The organism is Pseudomonas sp. IT-P260 (genome assembly GCF_949768395.1).
Taxonomy (GTDB): domain Bacteria; phylum Pseudomonadota; class Gammaproteobacteria; order Pseudomonadales; family Pseudomonadaceae; genus Aquipseudomonas; species Aquipseudomonas parakoreensis.
Genome location: NZ_CATKPO010000022.1, coordinates 26,254 through 45,652 on the forward strand (window position 1 = coordinate 26,254; position 19,399 = coordinate 45,652).

The window sequence follows — 19,399 nt, forward strand, 5'->3', positions numbered from 1 at the left end:
CAGGGAGTAAGACCGATGTCCGATTCCATCACTTTCGATCTGCCGATTGCCGGCATGACCTGCGCCAGTTGCGCCGGGCGTGTCGAGCGGGCGTTGCGCAACGTCAGCGGCGCCAGTGACGTCAGCGTCAATCTCGCCACCGAACAGGCCCGCGTCCAGGCACCCGGTGACAGCTTGCCAGCGTTGATGGAGGCGGTTGAACGCGCCGGTTACAGCGTCCCACAACAAACCGTGGAACTGAGCATCGACGGCATGACCTGCGCCTCGTGCGTCGGTCGCGTCGAGCGCGCCCTGAACAAAGTCCCCGGGGTGAGGAGCGTCAGCGTCAACCTCGCCAACGAACGCGCCCACCTCGAATTGCTCGGTCAGATCGATCCGCAATTGCTGCTCGACGCCGTGAGCAAGGCCGGTTACTCGGCCAGCGTCTGGCAAGCCGAACATCCCGCAGCGGATAACCAGCAACAGCGCCTGCAACATGAACGCTGGGCGCTGATCTGCGCCATCGCTCTGGCCTTGCCGCTGGTGCTGCCAATGCTGCTGCAACCGTTCGGCATTCACTGGATGCTTCCCGCCTGGGTGCAATTTGCCCTTGCCACGCCGGTGCAATTCATTTTCGGCGCGCGATTTTATGTGGCCGCGTGGAAAGCCGTGCGCGCTGGCGCCGGCAACATGGACTTGCTGGTGGCCCTCGGCACCAGCGCCGGTTATGGCCTGAGCCTGTACGAATGGGCCACCGCCGCCGGGCGCATGCCGCATCTGTATTTCGAAGCCTCAGCCGTGGTGATCGCCCTGGTGCTGCTCGGCAAATATCTGGAAAGCCGCGCCAAGCGCCAGACCGCCAGCGCCATCCGTGCCCTCGAAGCCTTGCGCCCGGAACGGGCGATTCAAGTCATCGACGGTCGCGAACAAGACGTCGCGATCAGCGCCCTGCGCCTTAATGATCAGGTGCTGGTCAAACCCGGTGAACGCTTCCCGGTGGACGGTGAAGTGCTGGAAGGCCAGAGCCACGCTGACGAAGCGCTGATCAGCGGCGAGAGCCTGCCGGTGCCAAAACAGCCCGGCGACCAGGTCACCGGCGGTGCGATCAACGGCGAAGGCCGCCTGCTGGTACGCACCACCGCCCTCGGCGCGGAAAGCGTGCTGGCGCGGATCATTCGGCTGGTGGAAGACGCCCAGGCAGCGAAAGCGCCGATCCAGAAACTGGTGGATAAAGTCAGCCAGGTGTTCGTGCCCACCGTGTTGCTGATTGCCCTCGTCACGTTGATGGGCTGGTGGCTGTACGGCGCGCCTATGGAAACCGCGTTGATCAACGCTGTCGCCGTGCTGGTGATCGCTTGTCCGTGTGCCCTCGGCCTCGCCACGCCGACGGCCATCATGGCCGGCACCGGTGTGGCCGCGCGTCACGGCATTCTGATCAAGGACGCCGAAGCACTGGAGCGAGCCCATGAGGTCGACAACGTGGTCTTCGACAAGACCGGCACGCTGACGTCCGGTACGCCGCGCATCGCCCATTTCAGTGCGCTGGATGGCGATGAAAATACCCTGCTGACACTGGCCGGCGCCCTGCAGCGCGGCAGCGAACATCCGCTGGCCAAAGCTGTGCTGGACGCGGCCGCCGAGCGCGGGCTGAGCGTGCCCGATGTCAGCGACAGCCAGTCCCTGACCGGGCGCGGCATCGCCGGCCATCTTGACGGGCGGCGCCTGGCGCTGGGCAACCGGCGTATGCTGGAGGAAAGCGGCCTCAACGCGGGTGATCTCGCCGGGGCCGCCCAGGCGTGGGAAGCGGAAGGCCGGACCCTGTCGTGGCTGATCGAACAAAGCCCGCAGCCACGGGTGCTCGGGTTGTTCGCGTTCGGTGACACACTCAAGGCCGGCGCACTGCAAGCGGTGCAACAACTGGCCGCCCGGGGTATCCACAGCCATCTGCTGACCGGCGACAACCGCGGCAGCGCGAAAGTCGTCGCCGAGGCGTTGGGCATCGAGAACGTGCACGCCGAAGTGCTGCCCGCCGACAAAGCCGCCACCGTCGCCGAACTGAAAAAAACCGGGGTGGTGGCGATGGTCGGTGATGGCATCAACGACGCCCCGGCATTGGCCGCAGCGGACATCGGCATCGCCATGGGCGGCGGCACCGACGTGGCCATGCACGCGGCCGGTATTACCTTGATGCGCGGCGATCCACGACTGGTGCCCGCCGCGCTGGAGATCAGCCGCAAGACCTACGCGAAGATCCGCCAGAATCTGTTCTGGGCCTTCGTCTACAACCTGATCGGCATTCCGCTGGCGGCGTTCGGTTTTCTCAACCCGGTGCTGGCCGGTGCGGCGATGGCGCTATCGAGCGTCAGCGTGGTGAGCAATGCGCTACTGTTGAAAACCTGGAAACCGAAGGATCTGGAGGAGCACCGATGAACATCGGCCAAGCGGCCAGGCACAGTGGCCTGAGCGCAAAGATGATCCGCTATTACGAGTCGATCGGCCTGCTCAAGGCTGCCCATCGCACCGACAGCGGCTACCGTGTCTACAGCGATGATGACCTGCACACGCTGGCGTTCATCAAGCGTTCGCGGGACCTGGGATTTTCTCTGGAAGAAGTCGGCAAGCTGCTGACCCTGTGGCAGGATCGCCAGCGCGCCAGCGCCGATGTGAAAGCCCTGGCACGGCAGCATATTGACGAGCTGAACCAGAAGATCCGCGAACTCGGCGAGCTGCGCGACACCCTGCAGGACCTGGTCGAGCACTGTAATGGCGACCATCGCCCCGACTGCCCGATCCTCAAGGAACTGGCGTCGGGCTGCTGCGCGCAACCCGCCCGCGCCTGAGCGCCAACAGCTTAACGGTCAACAACGTACCGAGCGGGATGCCGTGAAACAGCAGCACCACGGCACCCGGCGTCCACCAGCCGTAGAACGGCGCGGCAATCAACATGCCGACACCGAACCCGGTCATTTGCAGCAAGGTCAGGAAGCTGAAGACCGGCAGGCGCAAATGCTCCGGTTCGCGTTGCAGGCGCGACATCAGGCCGACCTCGGAAATGCCGTCCCCCAACCCCGCCGGCAGGGAAAACAGCAGCAGACCGAGAAGGCTGTGCTGCTGGAACATCAGGATAAAACCGCAGGACATCAACGCCACGCCGAAGAAATACCGTCGCTCCAGATTACGGTTATCAGAACCTTTGAGGCGACTGGCAATCCGCGCACCCAGCAGTTTGCCGCTGGCCCACACCGCCAGCATCAGGCCGAGCGTGGTGCTGGCCGAATCGGGTGTCAGCAGTTTGGAGATGATCGGGAAGCCGACGTTGTGCGCGGCACTGCCCAAGGTGTCGGCCATGGTCACGGCGAGCATCGCCGCAATCACCGGAGCGCTGCGCAGGCCTTGTTTCAGGGCTGACCATTCGCTGCGTTCGTTGGTCGATTGTTCGCAGACGTCTGCAGCGGCGAAGCGCAACGGCGTAATCAACAGCGCCGCCAGCACATAGGTCAATGCGTTTAGCGCAAACACCGTTTCGAAACCGAACGCCGCCACCAGCAAACCGGACACCAGGCTGCCACCAACCATTGCCGCCGATGAAGCCGACGTGAGCCAGGTATTGGTTTTCAGTAGCTGCGCGGCTTCGATCAGCCTCGGCAATTGACTGTTGAGGCCGATGGCGAACATCGAGTTGCCAAAACCCAGGCCGAAAGCGATCACCGGCAACATCAACGCCTGCTGGCTCATCGGCAAGATCAACAGCAGGCCCAGTAACACCGCGCGCAGCAGATCGAAGGCAATCAGCGGCCCCCGGCCGTTCCAGCGCCGATAGAACCGCGTGCCAATCAGGCTGGCAAAAATCCCCCCGCCGACACGACTGGCGAGAAACACCCCGACGCTCATGGCGCTGTTGCTCAGCAGGTAAACGTAAGTCGCCAGCGCGACCATGTTGAGGAAAGCGCCGAAGTCGGAGATCAGCCGGGCGCTGATGATCAGTTGGGTGTTGCGTGGGGTGATCACAATCAGTCCTTGAGTGTGCCGAGGCCGGACAGATTCACACACAACTATTAGCAACACCACCCATCCTCTGTGGGAGCGAGCCTGCTCGCGAAAGCGGTATGTCAGTCAACAAGGATGGTGACTGGTAAGGCCCCTTCGCGAGCAGGCTCGCTCCCACAGGGAATTTGGGGTGGTCTCCGGAAAAATACAGGGCACAAAAAACCCGGCCGAAGCCGGGTTTGTGTTCAAGCGCTCACTGCATCCACGGTGGCGGCGGTGGTTCGTCGGACTTGCCTTTGGGCGCATCGTCGGCGGCACGGATAGCCTGCTTGCGCTCTTCATCCAGACGCGCCGCTTCGATCTCGCGCAACACTCCGCCAACGTCGGCCAGGTCTTCAGGATCGTCGAACTCGCCGGTCAGCACACTGTTCGGGTGCAAGGTGCCGGCTTCGTACAGCGCCCACATTTCTTTCGCATAACGGGTTTTCTTCAGCTCCGGGGCAAAGCGCCCGAAGTACGAAGCCATGTTGCCCACATCACGCTCCAGCATGCTGAACGCGTGGTTGTTACCAGCGGCATCCACTGCCTGCGGCAGGTCGATGATCACAGGACCTGTCGGGGTCAGCAGCACGTTGAACTCCGAGAGGTCACCGTGCACCAGACCGGTACACAACATCAACACGATCTGCGAGATCAGGAACGCGTGATACTCGCGGGCCTGATCCGGCTCCAGCACCACGTCGTTCAGACGCGGCGCGGCATCACCGTATTCGTCGGCCACCAGTTCCATCAGCAGCACGCCATCGAGAAAATCATACGGCTTGGGCACTCGCACGCCGGCTCCGGCCAGCCGGAACAGCGCCGCGACTTCGGCGTTCTGCCAGGCGTCTTCGGTCTCCTTGCGACCGAATTTCGAACCCTTGGCCATCGCCCGCGCCTGCCGGCTGTTACGCACCTTGCGCCCTTCCTGATACTCGGCTGCCTGGCGGAAACTGCGTTTGTTCGCCTCCTTGTAGACCTTCGCGCAACGTAACTGGTTACCGCAGCGCACCACATAAACAGCTGCTTCTTTACCACTCATGAGTGGGCGCAGCACTTCGTCGACCAGACCGTCTTCGATCAGGGGTTCAATGCGTTTTGGAGTCTTCATCAGCTTTTATTGTGGGTCCTTTATTACCAAACACGCGAATGTCACTCGTTATACGGCAATCCTCGCGCTACGGGGAGGGGTTGCCGACCTGTGAACCCTGTGGATGCACACACTGTGCCGAAATAATCGACCGACCGTTGCCGATCATAGCCGAGCCCACCGGGCTTGTAGTGATCGGTCGTCGAGGGCATTTGCGACAGAATCTGACATCGCATGCATTTCCCCTGAGGGATTGCGCTCAGCGTTCGATGATTGCGGTGACACCCTGGCCGCCGGCAGCGCAGATCGAGATCAGTCCTCTGCCTTTGCCCGCCGCATCCAGCAATTTCGCCAGATTGGCGACAATCCGCCCGCCCGTCGCGGCAAACGGATGCCCCGCCGCCAGCGAGCTGCCTTTGACATTCAAGCGGCTGCGATCGATCGAACCGAGCGGCGCATCCAGTCCAAGACGGGTCTTGCAGTATTCGGGGTCTTCCCAGGCCTTGAGCGTGCACAGCACCTGCGCGGCGAACGCTTCGTGAATTTCGTAGTAGTCGAAGTCCTGCAAGGTCAGGCCATTGCGCGCCAGCAGACGCGGCACCGCATACACCGGCGCCATTAACAGCCCTTCGGCGCCGTTGACGAAATCCACGGCCGCCGCTTCACCGTCACGCAGATAGGCAAGGATCGGCAAACCACGCTCTTTCGCCCATTCTTCACTGCCCAGCAGCACCACCGAGGCACCGTCGGTGAGCGGTGTGGAGTTGCCCGCCGTCAGCGTCCCCTTCGGGCTTTTTTCGAAGGCCGGTTTGAGCGTGGCGAGTTTTTCCAGGGTCAGGTCCGGGCGCAGGTTGTTGTCGCGGGTCAGACCGAGAAACGGCGTCATCAGGTCGTTGTGCCAGCCTTCGCTGTAGGACGCGGCGAGTTTGTGATGGCTTTCGAGGGCCAGTTGATCCTGCTCTTCACGAGGAATGTTCCAGGTCTGCGCCATCAGTTCGCAGTGCTGGCCCATCGACAGGCCGGTGCGTGGCTCGCCGTTACGCGGAAATTCCGGAATCAAGTGCCGCGGACGCAGTTGCAGCAAGGTTTTCAGCTTGTCGCCGGTGGTCTTCGCGCGGTTGGCCTGCAAGAGGATTTTGCGCAAGCCTTCGCTGACGCTGATCGGCGCGTCCGACGTGGTGTCGACGCCGCCAGCGATGCCGCAATCGATCTGGCCGAGGGCGATTTTGTTCGCCACCAGCAGCGCCGCCTCTAGCCCGGTGCCGCAGGCTTGCTGGATGTCATAGGCCGGGGTGGTGGGCGACAGCCGCGAGCCGAGCACGCACTCGCGGGTCAGATTCATATCCCGTGACAATTTAAGCACCGCCCCCGCCACCACTTCGCCGATGCGCTGGCCGTGCAGGTTGTAGCGTTCGATCAGGCCTTCAAGCGCGGCGGTGAGCATCACCTGATTGCTGGCGGTGGCGTACGGCCCGTTGGAGCGGGCGAAAGGAATACGGTTACCACCGATGATGGCGACGCGGCGCAGCTGACTCATGAAAAGCTCCTTGTTTGATTTCAGACCTGAAAACAATCCCTGTGGGAGCGAGCTTGCTCGCGAAGGGCCGGCACATCCAACAGTTACATTGGCTGACAAGCCGCCTTCGCGAGCAAGCTCGCTCCCACAAGGTCCGCATTTGTCTGCAAGACCTGCTAAACCTCAGTGTTCAAGCGTAGGCCTTATTGCGTGGATCGAACGATTGATTGCCGTTGGTAGTCCACACTTTGAACCCCAACTTTTGGAGAGCGTTCCATGTCTGACCGCTATATCGACTTCGCCAACTCATCCATCGGCCATCGTCTGGTCGGGGCGTTGGGCCTGCCGTCGCCGGTGCGGCTGGAACGCTGGCAGGCCGGGCGCCTGCGGCCGGTAGACGGCGCCCTGCTGATCGGCGGCGGGCCGCTGGCCGAGCGGGTCATTGCATTCGCCAACCGCCTGACCGATGCGATCTACAGCTACGGCACCGAACCGTCGCTGGCCACCGCGTGGATTCCCGGGCACGGGCCGAAACTCAAGGCCGTGGTGTTCGACGCCAGCGACCTGCAGCACACCGACCAGCTCAAACAGCTGCGCGAATTCTTCCAGCCGCTGATGAAAAACCTCGACCACAGTGCGCACCTGGTGATTCTCGGCCGCGCTCCGGAAACCCTGCGCGATCCCTTTGCCTCCAGCGCACAACGGGCACTTGAAGGTTTCTCGCGCTCGCTGGCCAAGGAGCTGCGCAGCGGCGGTACGCTGCAACTGATCTATGTCGGTGAGGGCGCCGAAGAGCAACTGGAAGGCCCGCTGCGATTTTTCCTCTCGCCGAAAAGTGCCTTTGTCTCCGGGCAAGTGATTCGCCTGACCGCGTGCGCCACGCACGTCACCGACTGGACGCGGCCATTGGCCGGACGCAAGGCGCTGGTCACCGGTGCGGCACGCGGGATCGGCGCATCCATCGCCGAAACCCTGGCCCGCGATGGCGCCGAGGTGATTCTGCTCGATGTGCCGCCGGCCAGGACCGATCTGGAAGCCCTCGCCGCGCGGCTCGGCGGCCGGGCGATCACCCTCGACATTTGCGCTGAAGACGCCGCTGCGCAATTGATCGAACAACTGCCGGACGGTCTCGACATTCTGGTGCACAACGCCGGGATCACCCGCGACAAGACCCTGGCCAACATGACCCCGGAATTCTGGGATGCGGTGCTGGCGGTCAACCTCAATGCGCCGCAGGTGCTGACCAAGGCCCTGCTCGACAGCGGCACCTTGCACGACAACGCGCGGGTCATTCTGCTGGCCTCGATCAGCGGTATCGCCGGCAATCGCGGACAGACCAACTACGCCGCGAGCAAGGCCGGCCTGATCGGCCTGGCCCAGGCTTGGGCGCCGACGCTGCACGAACGCGGCATCAGCATCAACGCCGTGGCGCCGGGCTTCATCGAAACCCAGATGACCGCGCACATTCCGTTCGGCCTGCGGGAGGCCGGGCGGCGCATGAGTTCGCTGGGCCAGGGCGGTTTACCGCAAGATGTCGCCGAAGCCGTGGCGTGGCTGGCCCAACCGGGCACTGGCGCGTTCACCGGCCAGGCGCTGCGGGTCTGTGGACAAAGTGTTCTGGGGGCGTAGACATGAGCATTGAATGGCACATCCTCGACCGCGAACCGAGCCTGCCCGGTCTGTATGCACGGGCCGCGACCCGGCGCAAGATCACCGGCACTCGACTGCCCGACAGCGGCTTGCGCTGCTGGATCGATGTCGACGGCCAGAAGCTGGCGGCTTATCGAAAGGTCTGCGGCTTTGCCGATGACGGCCTGCTGCCGCCGACTTATCCACACATCCTCGCATTCGCCCTGCAAATGCAATTGCTCACGCAGAAGGATTTTCCGTTCCCGCTGCTGGGGTTGATTCATCTGAGCAATCGCATCCGTGTATGGCGGCCGATGGGCGGAATCAGTCGCGCACAAGTCAGCGTCCGCGTGCACAACCTGCAGCCGCATCCCAAAGGGGCAACCTTCGATGTATTGACCACCCTCGATGATCAACTCGGGCCGCTGTGGGAAGCCGAAAGCCAGATGCTCTGTCGCGGAGTGAAACTCGACGGCGAACCTGTGGAACAACAGTGGGAACCTGCGCAGCCTCTGACCCAGGTGGCGCAGTGGACAGCGCCGGCCGATATTGGTCGGCAATACGCCAAGGTCTCGGGCGACTACAACCCGATTCACCTGAGCGCCGCCAGTGCCAAACTGTTCGGTTTCCCCACGGCGATTGCTCACGGCTTGTGGAACAAGGCACGAACCCTTGCGGCACTGGCCGATCACTTGCCAAAAGCCAACCTGGAAATCGTCGTGCACTTTCGCAAACCGGTGCGTTTGCCCAGTGAGGTTTCGTTGCTGGCGAGTGCGCCGGGGTCCAGCGGCGAGTTGCGCCTGATCGGTGCTGGCGATCTGGAGCATATGGTTGGTCAGTGGCAACCGGTTGCCTGATTCCACCCCCGGCAAGCCTGTAAATTGTGTATATATCACTTAAGTTTTTCCGCCCTTCACGCGGCGCCCTGGAAAACTCCCAGCCTTGATTTTCAAGGCTTTTTTTTGCGCGTTTATATCCTGGGTATTAGTCCTTAGGCACTGCGCGGCGCCTTATATATAAAGGCGTTAATACCAACTTGAGAATGGCGGCAAGCCGCGACGCGATCGAGATTGACACCACGGACGAGGCATCACCGGCGACAGACGGGTGAGCCATCGAAAACGACGAATGTTGTTACAGGTGCAAGGAATCTCAATCATGAAAACTCAAGTGTGGTGCAAATCGGCAACAGCTCTGGCATTGATCCTCTCCCTTGGCCTCGCGGGCTGCAGCAGCGGCGGTGGCGGCCATCACAGCAGTTCCGGCAGCTCTTCGCCTGACGGCGCGACATCGGGCACTGGTGGCACCAGTGGCACCGGCGGTTCCGGCAGCACTGGCGGCACCGATACCGCTGGCACAGGCGGTACTGGCGGCACTGGCGGCACTGGCGGCACTGGCGGTACCGGCACGACCAACCCGACCAACCCGACCGATCCGACCAACCCAACCAATCCGACAGACCCTACGGACCCCACCAATCCGACCAACCCGACCACCACCCCGTTGGTGACCACCACCCTGGTGCAGGATGTCGGCAATACCGTCGCAGGCGTCGGCGACGGCGTCGGACAGGTCGGCGATTCGCTCAGCACGGTTCCAGTGGTCGGAGGCGTCGTGCAAAGCGCGGCCAACACCGCTGGCAATGTGGTCAGCACTTTGGGTGACGGCGTGGCCAACGGTATCGGCAAACTGGGCACGGTCGATAATGGCCTGGGCGTCACCGCAGCCTCGGTCGGCGGCGTGGTTTCAGATGTCGGTACCGGCGTCTCGGACCTGAGCGGCAAACTGGCGACCGCCACCGGCAGCGTTCCAGTCGTCGGTGGCGTGGTGACCAAAGTGGCGCCGGTGCTTGATGGCGTCGGCGAGAAAGTCACCATGCTCGGCGACACATTGAGCCTGGCCACCACCACAGGCCCCCTCGGTTCAGTGACCAAAAGTGTCGGCAACGGTCTGGTACCGGTGATTGCAATGGTGGAAAGCACCACCGACAAAGTCGGCGACACGACCGGCCTCGGCGCTCCGCTCAACGGTGTCCTCGGCCAGGTCGGTGGCGCAGTCAAAGGCCTGGGCGGTCAAGTTACCGGGGCCGGCAGCGGTAATGCCCTGACCAACACCGTTGGCGGCGCCCTGACCAACGTTGGCACCACGGTCGGCAAAGCCGGCGGGCTGGTCGACAATGGCACCGCTTCCGGTGGTGGCTTGGGCGGCGGCCTCGGTGGCGGCCTGGGCGGTACCGGCCTGCTGCAAACCGTAGGCGGGGCCGTGGTCAATGTGGGTGCTGGCCTGAACGCCGGCAACACCAACGGTGCGGTGAGTGCCGGTGGCGTCACCACGGCGTCAGTGGGCAATACCATCGCCTCGCTCAACACCGTACTCGGTGGCTCGGGCACGCCGATCACCGCCACCACCTCGCCGCTGGCCACCGTCGGCGCCACCGTCGGTGCCGGGCTGAACCCGGTCACCAGTGCGGTCACCAGCGTCACTCAACAAGTCGGCGCCGCCACAGGTCTGGGCGCACCGGTCGCAGGTCTCACCGGTCAGGTCGGCGGCGCAGTCAGCACGGTTGGCGCCACCCTCGCGTCCACCAACAACCCGGTCACGACCGCCGTCGGTGGTGTGGTCAGCAACGTCGGCGCTACCGTCGGCGCGGTCGGTGGTCTGCTCAACGGTGGCACCAGTACCGGCGGCACCGCAACGGGTAGTACCGCAACCGGTGGCTTGGGCGGTGTACTCGGTGGCCTGACCGGCACTCTTGGAGGCAACAAACGCTAAATTGCACCTGGCCGATTCGACGGCCTCACCTACAGCGCCTACGCTTGGTTGAGGGCGGAAGATTCCCACGAGTCTTCCGCTTTTTTCTTAGGAAAAATTCAGCCCAGTGCTGTGATCTGACCATGGAGTGTCCTATGCGTGTAATGGCATCCCTGCTGTTCCTCAGTCTCAGTTCCGCCGCCCTCGCCGACACCCTGCCCAGTTTTCTCAACAGCAACGAAACCATCCGCAACCTGCCCGTGCCGAACCTGCCGGCCGATGCCTACCGCCCGGCCACTACTCCGGTGCAAGTACCGGAACCCGGCGCGGCCAGTGCCCAGCCGCTGATGATGGAAACCAGAATTACCCTGAAGACGGTCCAGATTGAAGGCGGGACGATCTATCCCCTCAGCGAACTGGCCGAGATCTATAAACCCCTGATCGGTCACCCGACCAGCCTCGCCGACCTGATCGAAGCCACCCGCACCATTACCCGCCGCTACCAACAGGACGGTTATCTGCTGTCCTACGCGTTCTTGCCGCAACAAAAATTCGACGACGGCGTCGCGCGGGTGGTGTTGGTGGAAGGCTACGTCAGGGACATCCAGATGCAGGGCGACGTCGGCCGGGTCAAAGGTCTGCTCGACAAGCTGGCAGCGAAAATCCAGGCTGAACGGCCGTTGACCCGCAAGACCTTCGAGCGCTATACCACGTTGATGACCCGCATTCCCGGCGTGACGGTGCAGGCCCAAGTGCCTCCGCCCGGCACCACTGACGGTGCCACGACCCTGGTCGCCCAGGCCAGCCGCAAACCGTTCACCAGCACCCTGAGCACCACTGAAGACAACCGCAATGGCACCCAGGCGTTGCTGGGAGTGAGCAGCAACTCGCAGACCGCCATGGGCGAGCAATTGACCCTCAGCGGGCTGTTTCCGCCGGGGGATGACCACGAGCATTACTACCGACTGGACTACAACCAGTTCCTCAACAGCGAAGGCACGCAACTGAGCCTGTTTGCCTCCCGCTACCGTGCCGACCCGGGCACCAGTCTGTTCACCAGCGACGGCTTCGAACTCAAGCCGCACAAGGAAGACGACCGTTACTCAATCGGTGTCAGTCACCCGTTCATCGCTGCGGCCAACGAACTGCTCAATGCCGGCGCGCGGCTGTATGCGGTCGATAGCACCAACCGCTACAAGGTGGTTGGCTACCCGTTGAGCATCGAGGAACGCACTGACGTACGCGCCCTCGCGTTCGAAAGCGACTGGCGCAAGAGCGACGCCCGGCAACTGCGGATTCTCAGTGGCGGCTTGTATCAGGGGCTGGACAGCATGGGCGCACATTCCAACAACCCGGCACTGGACCTGAACTTCCTGCGCCTGCGCCTCTCCGGCGTGCAGAGCGACAAGTTCTTCGACAACTGGCAAGGCGTGTTGTCGGCCGCGTTGTACTGGAGCGATGACACCCTGCCCGACAGCGAACGCGCCGTGTTCGGCGGGCAGAATTTCGGCCGTGGTTACCCGGACGATCAGGCGTCGGGAGATAAAGGCTGGGGCGCGGCCTACGAGGTCAACTACAGCTTCAACCGCGACGGCAACTGGGTGCGCATCCTGCAGCCGTATGTGGTGCTGGACCGTTCGAAAACCTGGTTCAACAAGCTCGCGGTACAGAGCAACGACCTGTCATCGGCGGCAGTGGGGCTGCGCTTTGGCGATGCCAAGTACTACAACATTGCATTGGAGGCCGCCAAGCCGATGTCCGATGAGGCGCTGGATACGTTCAATCGACGGGCGCGCTACAGCATCAGTTTCAGCTATCAGTTGTAGACCTTCAGCCATTGCGTCAACGCCGCTTTAGCGGCGATGACGCAATGGATTTAGCCTCGCCAGCAACCTAGTTCTTGGTCTCGATCTTGCCGCCCGCGTCCGGGTCGTAGAAGTCCGGGATCTCGTACTTGTACTTCTTCAGCCAGCGCTGCATCGCCTCTTCCCGCTCGGCCGCCGTGGCGGTTTGCGGTTTCGTCGAGGCCGCCTGGTTACGGCTTTGCAGCACCAGCCAGCCTTCGGTTTCCTGTTGCTGCGCCGAGGCCGGGCCGGCGTCGATCGCCTGGGCTGCTAGCGGCAGGCTCAGCAGTATCAGGCAGCTTAGGCGGTGCACGGTGTTCATGGTGATCTCCCGGAATGTCACTTGAGCGTCGACGGTTGTGGGTCAGCCACCACCGCCACTTGATTACCGGCCGCGGTCGGGGCCTTGGCCGGCACCTTGAGTTTTTCCGCACGGGCCCGGGCTTCGGAGAATTGTTCCGGCGTCAGGTGCGCGCGGCTGACGATTTCGGCGGCTTGCTGCCAGTTGTTCTGGTAGAGCAGCAAGGTCACCAGATTCAGCGGAGCCAGTTGATCGTTCTGCTTGAGTTCGATGGCGGTGAGGAATTCGAAGCGTGCGTCCTCCAGGCGCAACTGATTGAGGTAGACCACGCCGAGGTCGTTGCGGATCTTGTCATTGGTTGGCGCCAGACGCACCGCGCGCTGCAGGTGCGCCTGGGCCTGACCGTTATCGCCACGGGCGGCATAGATTTGCCCCAGGCCATGTTCGGCGTCCGCCGTCAGGCACGTGCCGAGCAGGCCGCGATACAGCGGCTCGGCCTCGTTGCGCCCGAGCAAGCGGTAAACCCTGGCCTTGCGCAAGCGCACCTCGACCAGGTTGTCGGGCAGGCTTTGCAGGTTGGCCAGGCTGGCGTGCAGCTTGCCGTCGTTGGCCAGATCATCCGCCAGGTTCAGGGCCAGTTCCTGTTCGGAGTCGAGCTTGCTGCAACTGCTCGGCGCCAGCATTGCCGACCACGGTGCCTGGCCGTCAGTGGCACAGCCACCGAGCATCAACAGACTTGCCACGACAATCAGTGCTTTCATCAAACGCTCTCCATGAGCCCACGTCAGTTTGCAAACGCCCGGGTAATCGCGGTGAACCCCGGGCCGGCCAGTACGATCAGCAAGGCAGGAAACAGAAACAGCATCATCACCACCGACATCTTCGCCGACATTTTCGAGATGTATTCCTGCAGTCGGGTCAGGCGCCGGTCGTCGAGCAATTGTTTGAGCGCCAGCAACGATTTCATCGCCCCGCCGCCCTGCTGAATCAGCTGTTGCAAGATCACGCAGGTGTCGGTGAATTCATCGACGGCGAGCATCACCGAGGCCTTGTTCAGTTCCTGCCCCAACTCCAGTCCCGAATCGACCCGGGCCAGAATCAGGCGCAGTTCGCGGGTCAGTTCCGGCAGCAGTTTCTGCCCTTCGCTGCTGAGCACGCGCAGGGCTTGTTCGACCGCCATGCCCGACTCGAACAGGATGCGCAGCAACGGGATGAACGTGGAGATTTCCACGGTGATGGTTTTCTGCCGACGCCCGGCGGCGTAAGCCAGCAGCCGCTTGGGTAACAGGTAACCGGCGCCGGTGGCGAGCATCGGCACGATCCAGCGGTTGGCGGCGTGCGGAAAAAAAACTTCCTGGAGAAAGATCGCCAACCCAAGCGTCAGCAGCGGCGTGCCGATCTGGCAGGCGGCGAACAGCGAGCGCTCACTGGCGCGGCGCCAGCCGAGGCGACTGAGCAGGGTCTGGGTTTCGCTGTCGATGCTCACCGAGCGCTGACCGAACCTGCTGTTACCCAGAGCCCGCAGCCAGTTACCGAAACGGTTCTCGCGCACCAGATGCCCCTGCAAACGCTGGTTGACCTGGCGCACCCGGCGGCGCTCGGTCAGCAGGTGATTGACCACCAGCAACAGCGCGCCGAGCAGCAGCATCAGAGCGGCGAGATAGACCATGTCAAATACTCCGCAACATGCGCCACAGCGCCAGGCAGCCGGTCACTTGCAACACCACGGCGATGATCAACATGGTCCGGCCACCGCCGTCGTGCCACATGCCAAGCATGTAACCGGGGTTGGTCAGCATGAAGTAGCCCACCAGGATCACCGGCAGCGAACCCAGCACCCAGGCCGTCATACGCGTTTCGCCGGTGAGCGCGCGCAGTTGCCGAGCACCCTGGTCACGCTCGCGGATCAGCTTGATCAGGTTCTCCAGCAACTCACTGGCATTGCCGCCATAGCGATGATTGACCTTCAGGCCGAGGGCGAACATGCGCAATTCGTCCTGTTCATAAAGCTCGGCAAAGTCACTGACCGCATCCGGCAGATTGACGCCCAGTTGCACGTTGCGCTGCACCCGGCCCATCGCTTCTTTCAGCGGATCGTCACTCGACTCGATGCCGCCCATGACCGCGTCACTCAGGGTGCGGCCGGACTTGAGACTGCGCACGGTGTAGTCGAGCAACTGCGGTAACTGCTCGATCATGCGTTTGATCCGCCGGTGGTACCGCCAGGACATGTACAGACGCAGAGTCAGCGGCGGTGCCAACAGCATCGTCAGCAAACCGATCCAGCTCGCCAGCAGATACCCGAGGGCAATGGCCACGCCCCACAAGGTCAGCCACAGGCCGAAACGTTCGTTGGGACGGCCCAGCCCCGCTCGCAGGAACATGCGTTCGAACCCGACCCACGCCGGTTTCTGTGCAACGAGTTGTGGCTGCCCCGCCGCAAGGCGATTGAGCACCCGTTCGTTGCCGCTCTTGTGGATACCGTGCACGAACAGCCAGATCGACAGCCCGAGCAGAATCAGACAAAGCAGGATGAGAATGGCCGGTCCGATCATGATGTGCGTCCCATGCTCTCAGCCCAGGTTCGTCTCGTGGCGCAACTTGTCGCCCGCCGGATTGACCGCTTCGCGCAGGAAGCCGAAACCGGTACGCCGATCAAGACGAAACAAGGTGTTGGTGACATAGATGTCTTCGCGGATGCCGACCACTTCCACCACCTCGCTGACACAGCGACGGCCGTCCGGCATGCGGGTCAGCTGGATGATCACGTCGAGGGCGGCGCAGATCATCTGGCGCAGTGTGCGCTCGGCGATCGAGCGTCCGGTCAGCCCCACCAGCGTCTCCAGGCGCAGCAGCGCATCCTGTGCATTGTTGGCGTGCACGGTGCTCATCGAGCCGTCGTGGCCGGTGTTCATCGCAGTCAGTACATCGACCACTTCGACCCCACGAATCTCGCCGAGGATGATCCGGTCGGGACGCATGCGCAGGGCGTTGCGGATCAGGTCGCTGGCCTTGACTTCGCCGTGACCCTCGGCATTTGGCGGGCGGGTTTCCAGGCGCACGACGTGCGGGTGGCCAAGCTGCAATTCGGCGACGTCTTCGATGGTCACCAGCCGTTCGTGGGGGTTGATCAATTGGCTGAGGATGTTCAGCAGCGTGGTCTTGCCGGTGCCGGTACCGCCGCTGATGAGCACGTTGCAGCGCTTGCCCACCACCTCTTGAAGAAACTCGAAAATCGCCAGATCGATGGTCTGCATCGCCATCAGGTCACTGCTTTTGAGCATGTCCTTGCGAAACTTGCGAATCGACAGGCACGGGCCATCGAGAGCGATCGGCGGGATGATCGCGTTGACCCGACTGCCATCCGGCAGGCGTGCATCGACCATCGGCGAGGACTCGTCGAGGCGTCGCCCGAGCGGCGCGAGAATCCGTTGCATGACCCGCTCGACGTGATGCGCATCGATAAAGCGCAGGTCACTTTGATGCAGCACGCCGTCGCGCTCGATGAACACCCGGTGCGGGCCGTTGACCAGAATCTCGGTCACCGACGGATCGCGCAGCAGCACCTCCAGCGGGCCGAAACCGGTGAGTTCGTCGACGATTTCTTCGGCCAGGCGCTCCATCTCGTAGCGGGAAATCGCCAGGTGCAGACGGGCGATGTATTCGGCGACCTTGTCGGTGACAAATTGCGCCAGCAACTGGCGCGAGCCTTCCAGCAGGTTTTTCCCCGACTCTTCGATGGCGTCAATGATGTAGCGATGCAGGACCAGCTTCAGGCCTTCGTGATCGGTGTTGCCGGTCGCGCCGTGCTGCACCGCGCCGAACAGTTTTTCCGCGCTCATGAGGTGCCTCGCAAGCGGTCGAACCAGGTGACGACCTTGGGCTTGACCAGGCCTTCGGAGCGCTTGGCCAGACGTTCGCCGAGGGTGCGCAGGCTCTGTGTGAGTTTTTCCCGCGGGGCCAGTTCGAACAGGCTGACGCCCTGGTTCTTGGCGTTCAAGCGCACTTCGGCGTTGGCTGCCAACACCGCGATCACTTCCAGGTTGAAGGTCTTGCCAAGGGTTTCGGCGTCCGGGGCGACGCTGCTCAAGTAACCGTCCACCAGCAAGCGTGCGTGGTCGAGTTTCATGCCTTTCTCGCGCCACTGGTTGAGCACGGCAAGGTTGCGACGGCAGTTGAGCACGTTCTGATCGGTGTACCAGATCAGCTTGTCGCAATGGCTGACAAACGTGCGCAAGGCTTCACTGTCGGACTGCCCGGTGAGGTTCACGACGATGTGCTGGAAGTGTTGACGCAAGGCGCTGAGCAACATGTACAGCTCGGCGGCACTGGTACTGTCCAGCGGCTCGTCGCTGCTGGCGTACGCCAGAATCCGCAGGCCGGCTTCCGTGCTGGTGAAGGCACTGTCGATCAACGTCGCATCGAGCCTGCGCAAGTGGCGCAAGGCATCGCCGAAGTGAAACGAACTCTCGAGCCCGAGCAGCGCCAGACTATCGCCCCGGGGCAGGCCCAGATCCAGCAGCAAGGTTTGCTGACCGCTCTTTTGCACCACCAGCGCCATGTGATTGGCCAGCAGCGCACCGTCGGAATTGCTCTGGGTGCCGTACAACACCGTGAGGCCACCCAGCTGCGTGGTAGTGGTCACCGGTGGCAGACGTTTGTTCAGGCGCCGCACCAGCCCGGCGACCTCACTGGCCCGCGAACCGTACGCGACGAAATCCCGGGCGCCGGCACGCATCGCATTGAGCACCAGTTGGTTGTCCATGCCATCACCCAGAGCAACGATGGCGAGCATGGGTTTGGCTTCCAGCGCACCTTCGATCAACGCACTCTGCGCCACCACGTGGTCACGATCGAGGCCGACGAACACCAGGCTGGCGAAGGTGACATCGACCAGCGCCAGCAACTCGTCCAGGCTCCCGGCCCCGGCGCTGACCACCTGACCCAGTGGCGCGAGAGCGCCTTGCAGCCACTCCAGATCGGTGCTGTTACGGGTGATCGCAAGAAAGGTCTGGCTCAGGTTCTGGTTCATTGGGACAACCCACTGCGCTTGTCGAAGTTGCCGTTTTCGAGGAAGAACATGCGGTAGAAATTCGGATCGTAGTTGCGCAATTTTTCGCCCGGCAGCGACGGCAGCTGCGCATCGGCCGCCAATGGCTGCACCAGGTGCGGGGTGACGATCATCAGCAGTTCGCGCTCCTCGCGCTTGATCTGCGAATCACGGAAAAACGCGCCGAGCACCGGGATATCACCCAGCCCCGGAAACTTGTTCACTTGCGAGGTGTTGCTAGTGCTGATCAAGCCACTGATGACGAAACTTTCGCCGTCGGCCAGCGATACGCTGGTATCGGTACGGCGTACGGTCAGGGCCGGCACCGGGGTGCCGGCGATATTGATGGCGTTGGCGTAATCCAGTTCGCTGACTTCCGGCGCGACCTTCAGCGCCACGCGATTGCGGTCGATCACGGTCGGCGTCAGGGTCAGGCGGATGCCAAACTCCTTGTACTCGATGGTCACCGTATCGCTGCCGGAACTGGGCACCGGAATCGGGATTTCGCCACCGGCCAGAAAGCTTGCGCTCTGCCCGCTCAGCGCGACCAGACTCGGCCGCGCGAGGGTGTAGGCAAAGCCGCTGCCTTCCAGCGCGTTGATGATCGCCATGGTCTTGCCGCCGATCCAGGAAAAATTGAACTGGCCGTTATTCACCGGCAACTTCGGTGTCGGCACACCACCGACATCGGGCAGCGTGCCGGGCGAGCCAAACAGAAAATTGCCGCGTACGCCGATCAAAGAGGCCGTGGCTTCCTTGAGTTTGGTGCGGCTGACTTCGACGAAGCGAATGTCGGTCTGCACTTGCGAAGGCAGCGTCGGGTCATCGGAAGGCAGTCTGCTGGTGCTGGTCAACGCCGCCGTGGCGCTGCCTTGCACGAACACCATGCTCTGACGCGGCTCACTGGAGCACGCGGTCCAGACCATCAGGCTGGTGGCGCCGGGGGCCACGCCAGTGAGCAAAAAAGAAGCGCTGCCGGTGTCATGCACATCGGCGATCTTCGGATCACCGATGGCCACCCGGGTGATTGCCACGGGCGACTGGATGTCCTGCTGGAACCCTTCGCCGATCTCGATCACCGCTGGCAGGCGACCGAGCGCCGAGCAATTGCCGGTGGCCGCGATGGCCGCGTTCATCGTCAGTCCCATCAGTATCAAGGCCGGGACTACCGGTTTTAATAACGGCCTGAATCGACTCTGCATGCACGTGGATC

General features: G+C 62.8%; 16 protein-coding genes. 6 read left to right on the forward strand and 10 right to left on the reverse strand.

The genetic code is table 11. From position 1 onward, the window contains the following. The first annotated feature begins 15 nt into the window (after window positions 1-15). Window positions 16-2,409 carry a heavy metal translocating P-type ATPase gene (locus ACM6HV_RS10950; protein ID WP_414904186.1) on the forward strand — a complete coding sequence of 798 codons (2,394 nt, stop codon included), beginning with the start codon at window positions 16-18 and terminating at the stop codon, window positions 2,407-2,409. Next, the gene (gene cueR / locus ACM6HV_RS10955; RefSeq protein WP_007962968.1) at window positions 2,406-2,819 is read left to right on the forward strand and encodes a Cu(I)-responsive transcriptional regulator; all 414 of its coding nucleotides are present in this window, start codon (window positions 2,406-2,408) and stop codon (window positions 2,817-2,819) included. Before ACM6HV_RS10950 ends, cueR begins: the two co-directional genes overlap by 4 nt. On the opposite strand, the gene ACM6HV_RS10960 is transcribed toward cueR, so the two are convergent. From ACM6HV_RS10960 to ACM6HV_RS10970, 3 genes are all read right to left on the reverse strand, one after another. Beyond that, window positions 2,773-3,987 carry an MFS transporter gene (locus ACM6HV_RS10960; RefSeq protein ID WP_414904187.1) on the reverse strand — a complete coding sequence of 405 codons (1,215 nt, stop codon included), beginning with the start codon at window positions 3,985-3,987 and terminating at the stop codon, window positions 2,773-2,775. The two genes, cueR and ACM6HV_RS10960, sit on opposite strands and share 47 nt — an antisense overlap. Before the next feature lie 232 nt (window positions 3,988-4,219). Then, complete coding sequence (locus ACM6HV_RS10965; RefSeq protein ID WP_041067990.1) at window positions 4,220-5,116, reverse strand: PA4780 family RIO1-like protein kinase; 897 nt, start codon at window positions 5,114-5,116, stop codon at window positions 4,220-4,222. Window positions 5,117-5,354: 238 nt separating this feature from the next. Continuing rightward, window positions 5,355-6,632 (reverse strand): acetyl-CoA C-acetyltransferase, encoded by a 1,278-nt coding sequence (locus ACM6HV_RS10970; protein WP_414904188.1) that lies wholly within the window; start codon window positions 6,630-6,632, stop codon window positions 5,355-5,357. A 255-nt stretch (window positions 6,633-6,887) separates the two neighbouring features. Here ACM6HV_RS10970 and ACM6HV_RS10975 point away from each other — a divergent pair, with 255 nt between their 5' ends. The 4 genes from ACM6HV_RS10975 to ACM6HV_RS10990 all read left to right on the forward strand — a co-directional run bounded on the left by ACM6HV_RS10975 (window position 6,888) and on the right by ACM6HV_RS10990 (window position 12,817). Beyond that, window positions 6,888-8,240 carry a 3-oxoacyl-ACP reductase gene (locus ACM6HV_RS10975; RefSeq protein WP_145596284.1) on the forward strand — a complete coding sequence of 451 codons (1,353 nt, stop codon included), beginning with the start codon at window positions 6,888-6,890 and terminating at the stop codon, window positions 8,238-8,240. Between the two features lie 2 nt (window positions 8,241-8,242). Further along, complete coding sequence (locus ACM6HV_RS10980; protein WP_414904189.1) at window positions 8,243-9,097, forward strand: MaoC family dehydratase; 855 nt, start codon at window positions 8,243-8,245, stop codon at window positions 9,095-9,097. 301 nt (window positions 9,098-9,398) lie between these two features. Continuing rightward, a complete protein-coding gene (locus ACM6HV_RS10985) occupies window positions 9,399-11,012 on the forward strand; it encodes a collagen-like triple helix repeat-containing protein (protein ID WP_414904190.1) in 1,614 nt (537 codons plus the stop codon). Between the two features lie 134 nt (window positions 11,013-11,146). After that, on the forward strand, window positions 11,147-12,817 hold the full coding sequence (locus ACM6HV_RS10990) for a ShlB/FhaC/HecB family hemolysin secretion/activation protein (RefSeq protein ID WP_414904191.1): 1,671 nt from the start codon (window positions 11,147-11,149) through the stop codon (window positions 12,815-12,817). A 67-nt stretch (window positions 12,818-12,884) separates the two neighbouring features. On the opposite strand, the gene ACM6HV_RS10995 is transcribed toward ACM6HV_RS10990, so the two are convergent. From ACM6HV_RS10995 to ACM6HV_RS11025, 7 genes are read right to left on the reverse strand one after another with little or no spacing between them, the layout of a single operon-like run. Continuing rightward, window positions 12,885-13,157: a DUF3613 domain-containing protein gene (locus ACM6HV_RS10995; RefSeq protein WP_414904192.1), complete on the reverse strand. Its 273-nt coding sequence runs from the start codon at window positions 13,155-13,157 to the stop codon at window positions 12,885-12,887. 17 nt (window positions 13,158-13,174) lie between these two features. Further along, window positions 13,175-13,897, reverse strand: a complete 723-nt coding sequence (locus ACM6HV_RS11000) for a tetratricopeptide repeat protein (protein WP_145596273.1) — start codon at window positions 13,895-13,897, stop codon at window positions 13,175-13,177. Window positions 13,898-13,920: 23 nt separating this feature from the next. After that, window positions 13,921-14,805, reverse strand: a complete 885-nt coding sequence (locus ACM6HV_RS11005; RefSeq protein WP_414904193.1) for a type II secretion system F family protein — start codon at window positions 14,803-14,805, stop codon at window positions 13,921-13,923. Between the two features lies 1 nt (window position 14,806). Further along, window positions 14,807-15,691, reverse strand: a complete 885-nt coding sequence (locus ACM6HV_RS11010) for a type II secretion system F family protein (protein ID WP_414904194.1) — start codon at window positions 15,689-15,691, stop codon at window positions 14,807-14,809. 18 nt (window positions 15,692-15,709) lie between these two features. Next, window positions 15,710-16,978, reverse strand: coding sequence for a CpaF family protein (locus ACM6HV_RS11015; protein WP_414904195.1), 1,269 nt, complete (start codon window positions 16,976-16,978; stop codon window positions 15,710-15,712). Further along, entirely contained in the window at window positions 16,975-18,168 is a 1,194-nt protein-coding gene (locus tag ACM6HV_RS11020; protein WP_145596264.1) for a pilus assembly protein, read from the reverse strand. The genes ACM6HV_RS11015 and ACM6HV_RS11020 overlap by 4 nt, the downstream gene beginning before the upstream one ends. Next, the gene (locus ACM6HV_RS11025; RefSeq protein ID WP_414904196.1) at window positions 18,165-19,388 is read right to left on the reverse strand and encodes a type II and III secretion system protein family protein; all 1,224 of its coding nucleotides are present in this window, start codon (window positions 19,386-19,388) and stop codon (window positions 18,165-18,167) included. The genes ACM6HV_RS11020 and ACM6HV_RS11025 overlap by 4 nt, the downstream gene beginning before the upstream one ends. Window positions 19,389-19,399: the final 11 nt, after the last annotated feature.